The sequence below is a fragment of the Bradyrhizobium sp. P2_E8 genome (assembly GCF_056403875.1).
Map to the genome: position 1 here is coordinate 1 of NZ_JBFUES010000328.1, position 7167 is coordinate 7167.

Consider the following 7167-nt stretch of genomic DNA (forward strand, 5'->3'; position numbering starts at 1 on the left):
AGAAGATTGCGGCGCAAGTCGGCCGGCGTGTCGACGAATCCAGTCCGATGGTGGATTGCCGCCTGCCGGACGGCAGCCGCGTCAACATCATCTTTCCTCCGCTGTCGATCCATGGTCCATGCATTTCGATCCGGAAATTCCCAAGTCATCGTTTGGACATGGCCGGGATGATCGAAAACGGGTCAATGACCGCGCCGATGGGACAGTTACTCGAGATCGCCGCACGGTCTCGGCTCAATATCCTGGTCTCGGGCGGCACCGGCTCCGGCAAGACGACGATGTTGAACGCGATGAGCCAGTTCATTGATCACAGCGAGCGCGTTGTCACGATCGAGGATGCGGCTGAGCTGCAACTTCAGCAGCCGCATGTGATCAGCCTGGAGACGCGGCCTCCCAGCATCGAGGGCACAGGGCTGGTGACGCAACGCGATCTATTGTGGAACGCCCTGCGCATGCGTCCTGACCGGATCATCGTAGGCGAGGTGCGCGGTGCCGAAGCGTTTGACATGCTGCAAGCGATGAACACCGGCCATGACGGTTCGATCTCTACGGTGCATGCCAACAGCACCCGCGATGCGCTGACCCGCATCGAAAACATGGTGCAGATGGGGCAGGTCAACCTGCCGACGCGGGCAATTCGAAGCCAGATCGTCGCGGCGCTGGATATTATCGTACAAATCGAGCGCATGCGGGATGGGCAGCGCCGTATCGTCCAGATCAGCGAAGTGATCGGCCTCGAAGGCGATGTGATCACCACTAACGACATCGCATCGTTCCAGTACCAGGACGAGGACGTTCACGGGCGGATATCGGGCATCTACAGATCCACCCACGCAATCCCGAAGTTCAAGAGCCGTCTTGTCTATTACGGACTTGATCGCGCCTGGGCCGAGGCCATGAGGCAAATATGATTCCGTCTTTTGTGATTATCACTGTCCTGATGCTCCTGCTGTGCGCGTCAGCCATATCGTTGTGGCTCGACGCCCGAGAACAGCGCATGGATCGTCAGCTAGCGATAGCGCTGCCGGCCTCACACGCGGCCAGCCTGATTTCCATTCGTCGTTCCGCGGCCGGGTCCCGCTCGCAATTTCTCCACCGGATGACCAATTACAAGCCCGCGGTCGTATACGCCTGGCACCCGGCCTACACGCTGCTTGCCGGTGTCTTCGCTGCAATAGCAGTCTTTTATGTTAATAGTCGCGTGCTCGAGTTTTCCATCCTGCACGTGTCCATCGCGGCTGCAATTGTCGCCGTCCTGGTGGTGCGAGGGCTATTTGGATGGCAGCAGCGTCGCTTCGTCAATCAACTCTTCCGACAGCTGCCTGACACCATCCAATTGGTGACGAGCACTGTTCGATCGGGGCTGCCCGTGAACGAGGCGTTCCGCACCATCGCGCGCGAGATGCCGCAACCGACCGCCGGGCAATTTGCGCTGGTATGCAGCGAATTGAACCTGGGGAGACCTCCGGAGGAGGCTGTAGAAGCCATCTATCGKCGAACGCAGGTCGCCGAGTATGCGATGTTTGCGGTGACACTCGCAGTCCAGTTGAAGTCGGGCGGCAGTTTGGCCGAAACCTTGCAGACACTAGGAGAGACCGTGAGTCAGCGTGTTGCGCTGGCTGCGCGCGCGAAGGCTCTGGCAGGAGAGGTGATCTTCTCCTCACGCGCGCTTTCGCTCTCGCCCCTCATCATCGGCGGATTGCTGTACTGGATCAACCCGACCACCGTAAATTTGCTGTTCCATGATCCGACCGGAAACATGCTCCTGGCTTACGCTGCAGGATCAGTGCTTGTCGGACACCTGGTGATACGCTGGATGATCAGAAGGGAAACAGCACTATGAGTGCCGGTCTTAGTTTGGTGGCCCTCGCGATGGCAGCTGCGACTGCGACCTTCGTGTTGATCATCCGCGAAATACACCTTCGCACACTGGACGCGCGGGTGTCGAAAGCCGTGATGGGCGTTCCTGGCCAGGCGACATCATCACAGGACATGATCGGTTGGTTTTCATCGATCGGCACGCGGTATCGGCGCTTCTACGCCGAGGAGAATCTGGACCAGCTACGAACGGTCCTTCAGTCATCGGGCTTCAATCATTATCGGACCTTGCCGATCTGGATCGGCGTCAAGACGGTCAGCATGTTCTCGTTCCCGATCCTTGCCCTGCTCGTTGCGCAGCTTTCGGGGAAGGATCCGATGGACGTGCTGATCTTCACGCTGTTCGGCGTGGTGTTCGGAATCATGGGGCCGCGGTTGATTCTGTGGATGCTGAAACGACGGTTTGATGCGGCGATCCGACTGGGCACGCCTGATACCATCGACCTGCTGGTTGTGTGCAGCGAGGCTGGAATGGGCCTGGAGAGCGGGCTGGAACGCGTCGCGGAAGAGATGAGCGCGTCAAATCCGGCAATGGCCCGGGTCCTGCGCGGTCTTCTCGATGATCTCCGCATCGCACCGAATCGCGCCGAGGCATTCGAGAAGTTGGGATCTATTTCGGATGGCCTGCGCCGTTTCGGCACGATGGTCAGCCAAAGCCTGCAATACGGCACGCCGTTGAGCCAGGCTCTGCGCAGTATCGCTGTGGATCTCCGTCAGGAACGCATTACCAAGCTGGAAGAAAGAGCACACAAGCTCGGCGCCAAGCTGACCATTCCGATGGTGCTGTTCCTGCTTCCGGCCATGTTCGTCATTTTGGGAGCAAGTCCGTTTCTGCATCTCCTTCGTTCGTTCAAGCAGATCTAGGCACGGGATAGGAGACCATGAGCACGGTTCGCGCCTGTCGGGCCAGACCAATGAGCCGCAAAGCGCCTTTCCTCGCGGATCGGCGTGGCGCAGTCGCGTTCGAAATGACCATCGTCTACCTTTTCCTGATCATGAGTCTGCTTCTGCCGCTTGCCGACCTAGCGATCGCCGGCTTCCAGTACATATCCGCGTGGCAGGCATTGCGCGCCTTCGGCCAATCCATCCAGTATTCCCCGCCGACCGACGTTACGAACGCGTCGAGTTGGACGACAGCCGCAGTCGCCAAGGCTGACTCCAGGTATCCGATCTCCAATTTCCAGATCATTTGCGGTGAGAGCAGCGCTGTCTGCTCTGCCGGCAACGATATACCGCCCAGGTACTATTCATACACGACCACCGTCACCCTGACACCCATGGTGCTGAGTTCGGTGTTGTGCACGAGCGGTGCCGGCAATGGTTGTACGTACACACTGCCTTACTCGGAACGGTTTCAATAGGAGTATTCCATGCGCAATTTGCTCCGCAGCCGTCGAGGTTCAGTCGCATTCGCAACCGTCGTCGCCCTCGTGCCGCTGATAGGAGCACTTGCGCTGGGGGGCGAGGCGGGATCGTGGTACGTCACCAAGAAACACGCGCAGAATGCCGCCGATGCGGCAGCCTATTCGGGCGGCGTCCAGCAGGCATGCCTGAACTCGCCACCCTGCGCGGTCTCAAATACGGTGGACTATCGCGCCAAGCAGTTTGCGGCACAGCACTCCTTCTGCAACGGGGGCGACACCACCGCTTATCCCGGCGCGCGGTGTCTCGGCAGCCTTCCGAGTGGAACCACGCAAACCGTCCAGATCGCGTCGCTCACGTCGTGGCCCGGGGCCAGCGGAACAAATTTCGTTCAGGCCACTGTGACCCAGCAACAGCCAACCTACCTAGCAAAAGTGCTTGGCATTTCGACCGTTACCATCGGCGCGACAGCGGTTGCGGCAGTGCAGGGTCTTCCGAAGCCGCCATGCGCTCTGTCATTGACGTCTATCAGTTTCCAGGGCAGCCCGAACATCAATGCGCCGAATTGCGGCATGGCCGCGAATGGTACGGCCGGCAACGCACTGAACTTCACCGRTGGCGGGATGACCATGAATGTCGGCTCGCTATCGTCTGCAGGCGGCTGTACGGGCGCCTCACAATTCTGTGGTCCCGCATACACCTATATGCCGCCGGTCAACAATCCCTTCTCCGTGCTGGATGCGGTTACCCTACCGACACTCTCGAATTGTACGGGGAGCAATCTGGTCGCGTATACGGCAGCGACTCCATGCAAGAACAACAACGTGAGCTTGACGGGAAATACCACGATCAATCTGACTGGTGGCGTATATTTTATTTCCGGAACGCTGACTCTGAAGGGCACCACGGCGATCTCGGGAACGGCATTGTTCATCCTGTTGCCGGGTGCGAGTTTTGACATGAAAGGCACTGGAACCATCACCATCGGGGGCAATCCGTCAGTGGCGACCTCGCAGCTTCCGTCTGTGCTTCAGCCCTTCGCCGGCTTGTTCGCCAACATGTCGATATACGATCAGAGCAATGTTGCCGTGACCATTGGTGGCAACAGCAATATCAACTTGAGTGGGACCATGTACTTGCCAAATGCGGCGGTGACGTTCCAGGGAAATCCGACGATCAGCTTGAGCGGGGGCGGGTGTGGCGAGTTGATCGCCAAATCGATCGCGTTCAATGGCAATGCTACCTTCGACAGCACAGGGTGCCCGACGTCCACGAAGCTGCCCAGCACCCAATATGTAACATTGGTGCAGTGATGAGGAAGCTCGATCGGCGCGGCACCGCGGCGCTGGAGTTTTGCCTCGTCGCCGTGCCGCTTTTCACATTGATGTTCGCGATTTTCGATTTCGGTCGATATGCGATCACCATGCAATCGCTGCGGACCCTATCGGATGCCGCTGCCCGGGCAATCATGATCGGCTGCTACAGCACTGCGGCCATCCAAAAAACCACGCCGAGTTGCAGCGGCGATCCTCTGTCCGATGCGCAAAAGCAGGATGCTGCTCCCTATCTGTACATGAATGGCGGTTCCACACCGACGGTGAGCGCRCCGGCGGCGGCAAGCTCTCCTGCCACTGTTACCGCATCTCAGCCGGGCTTCACCATGATCATGCCGATATGGGGAACCTCATTGAATGCGCCGAGCGCCTCCACCAAGGTTCCGTTCTAGCGGGTTCCCAGGGTCTGAGTCGATTGCCGAGAACCGATAGGGCGCTTGCCAAGCGCAGGAGCTGCGGCAATCCGTCCCGAGGCGCAAGCAGGATAGTTCCATGCGGGCGGGAAAAAGTGGTGCGCGCTGGCAACATTGCCAAGTTTTCTCCGCACTTGCCGCGGTGCGGTAAGCGTCTCTTCTTGCAAGGAGGCCTAATGAGGCGTGTGATGTTGGAAATACCAAATAACGATTTGTAATGGGATGAATTGTAAACTCTGCGACATGGTGCGCGCAGGGGAACTTTTGGGGATATCGAGCACGTAGATTTGCGGGACAGCCGTGGATCGCGGTGGGGGGACTCGAATGGGTGGCGGTCGCGTTTCAGGTATGAGGGTAGGGAAGCTTCTCGCCTTCGGCATGATGGGGCTTGGCGCGGCGGCGGCCTCATTTGGGTGCGCTGACCACGCGGCGGCCGCAGACCGGCGGGGTTCCTCCGGCGGTGTCTTCGTCAGCGAAATGAACGAGGTCCAGCGGGTCAGGGTGGTCGTCAATAAGTCGCGCACCTTCAAGGTCGATACGGCGTTTTCGACCATTGTCGCGGGCTCGCCCGACATCGTCGATGTGAAGTCGCTGAGCGACCACATGATCTATGTCCAGGGCAAGCAGACCGGCACCACCAACGTTATCCTGTTCGATAGCTCGATGAAGCAGATCGGGGTCCTCGATGTCGAGGTCGTGATCGATACCGGCAATCTGCAGCAGAACATCCGGACCGGCACCGGCATGCAGGGTGTTCGCGTCTCCGCCTCCGAGGGCCAGGTGGTGCTCAGCGGAACCGCCGCCGACGCGGTTGCGGCCGAGCGGGCCATGGCAATCGCCACCAGCACCGTCGGGAAAGTCGGCACTGTCGTCAACGCGATGAGCGTCGCAGCGCCGCAGCAGGTGATGCTGGAGGTGCGCTTCCTCGAGGTCAGCCGGGAGGCCGGTCGAGACCTCGGCGTGAACCTTTATGCGGCGAATGCCAACGGCACCAACGTTGGGAATACCGGGCTTGGAGTGGCGACTGCAGCCCGACAGCCGATCGGTGCGCCTCCGGGGTCAGGCAGCCTTCCGGTCCTCGGAACGGTAGGGACGCTGTTGGGGACCGCGGGCGGTATCGCGCCGGCCCCGTTCGGAAGCTTGCTGACCAGTCTCATTCGAACCAGCAACGGCGGCTCGGTCGATCTGCTGATCACCGCATTGGAAACAAAAGGATTGGCGCGTCGACTAGCGGAGCCGAATTTGACCACACTGTCCGGCGATGCTGCCCGCTTCCTGGCCGGCGGTGAATTTCCAGTGCCGATCCCGAACACGACGACGAACGGATTTCCCACTGTCACCATCGACTACAAGAAGTTCGGCGTCGAGCTGGCCTTCGTACCCACGGTGCTCTCGCGCGGCGTGATCAATCTTCGGGTCGAGCCGTCGGTCAGCGAGCTTGATTTCGCCAATGCGGTGACGATTCAGGGGACGACAGTTCCAGCGCTGACGCGCCGCGATGCGCGAACCACGGTCGAATTGCGCGACGGCCAGAGCTTTGCCATTGCCGGCCTGCTGCAGACCCGCAACCGGCAGGATGTCTCGCAATTGCCCTGGATCGGCTCGGTGCCGGTGCTTGGAGCCTTGTTCAGCAGCAAGTCGTACCAGCAGCAGGAAACGGATCTGGTCATCATCGTCACGCCGCACCTGGTCGCGCCGGCGGTGCCCGGTCAGCGACTGGCGTCTCCGCTCGATTCGCGCCTGCCAGCCAATGACGTCGATTTCTTCCTCAACGGCCAGATGGAAGTCCGCAAGCGGTACGATGACTACGTCAATTCCGGCGGCGATGTGAAGGGCCCGTACGGCCACATCATCGCTCCCGAGCTCAGGACGCCCGTTCCGCCCCCGGCTGCCGCCGCCGAGCAGCCGGTCGTAAAGACCCTCAACTAGGAGCGAGAGATGACCAAAAGGTATCTGGTTCTGTTCGCGCCTTTGCTGCTCGGGGGATGTTACGGTCTTGCCGGTCATGACGAGATGGACCGCTACTTCCAGCGTTCCGAAACCATCACCATGACCGCCGGCGATGCCAAGCAGGTCAACGCCGTCACCCATACAATCCATCCATGGCCGCGAAACGTCGGCGATCGTAGGATCGCGTATGACGCTCGGCGCGTGGGTGCCGCCGTGACGCGCTATGGTGC

Annotated in this window: 7 protein-coding genes and 1 pseudogene; all 8 read left to right on the forward strand. The window is 60.1% G+C overall.

The features are described 5' to 3' along the window. The coding region (locus AC1D00_RS19215) for a CpaF family protein (protein ID WP_477011743.1) at positions 1-911 on the forward strand (911 nt) is incomplete at its 5' end. Beyond that, positions 908-1843 carry a type II secretion system F family protein gene (locus tag AC1D00_RS19220; protein ID WP_404554823.1) on the forward strand — a complete coding sequence of 312 codons (936 nt, stop codon included), beginning with the start codon at positions 908-910 and terminating at the stop codon, positions 1841-1843. The genes AC1D00_RS19215 and AC1D00_RS19220, both read left to right, overlap by 4 nt. Then, positions 1840-2742 (forward strand): type II secretion system F family protein, encoded by a 903-nt coding sequence (locus tag AC1D00_RS19225; protein ID WP_404554824.1) that lies wholly within the window; start codon positions 1840-1842, stop codon positions 2740-2742. Before AC1D00_RS19220 ends, AC1D00_RS19225 begins: the two co-directional genes overlap by 4 nt. A 17-nt stretch (positions 2743-2759) precedes the next feature. Further along, a complete protein-coding gene (locus AC1D00_RS19230) occupies positions 2760-3239 on the forward strand; it encodes a hypothetical protein (protein ID WP_477011744.1) in 480 nt (159 codons plus the stop codon). A gap of 9 nt (positions 3240-3248) precedes the next feature. Further along, complete coding sequence (locus tag AC1D00_RS19235) at positions 3249-4553, forward strand: pilus assembly protein TadG-related protein (protein WP_477011745.1); 1305 nt, start codon at positions 3249-3251, stop codon at positions 4551-4553. Further along, positions 4553-4966: a TadE/TadG family type IV pilus assembly protein gene (locus AC1D00_RS19240; protein WP_404554830.1), complete on the forward strand. Its 414-nt coding sequence runs from the start codon at positions 4553-4555 to the stop codon at positions 4964-4966. Before AC1D00_RS19235 ends, AC1D00_RS19240 begins: the two co-directional genes overlap by 1 nt. A 345-nt stretch (positions 4967-5311) precedes the next feature. After that, entirely contained in the window at positions 5312-6916 is a 1605-nt protein-coding gene (locus tag AC1D00_RS19245) for a type II and III secretion system protein family protein (protein ID WP_477011746.1), read from the forward strand. 9 nt (positions 6917-6925) lie between these two features. After that, positions 6926-7167, forward strand: a pseudogene (locus AC1D00_RS19250) (hypothetical protein); the annotation flags it as partial.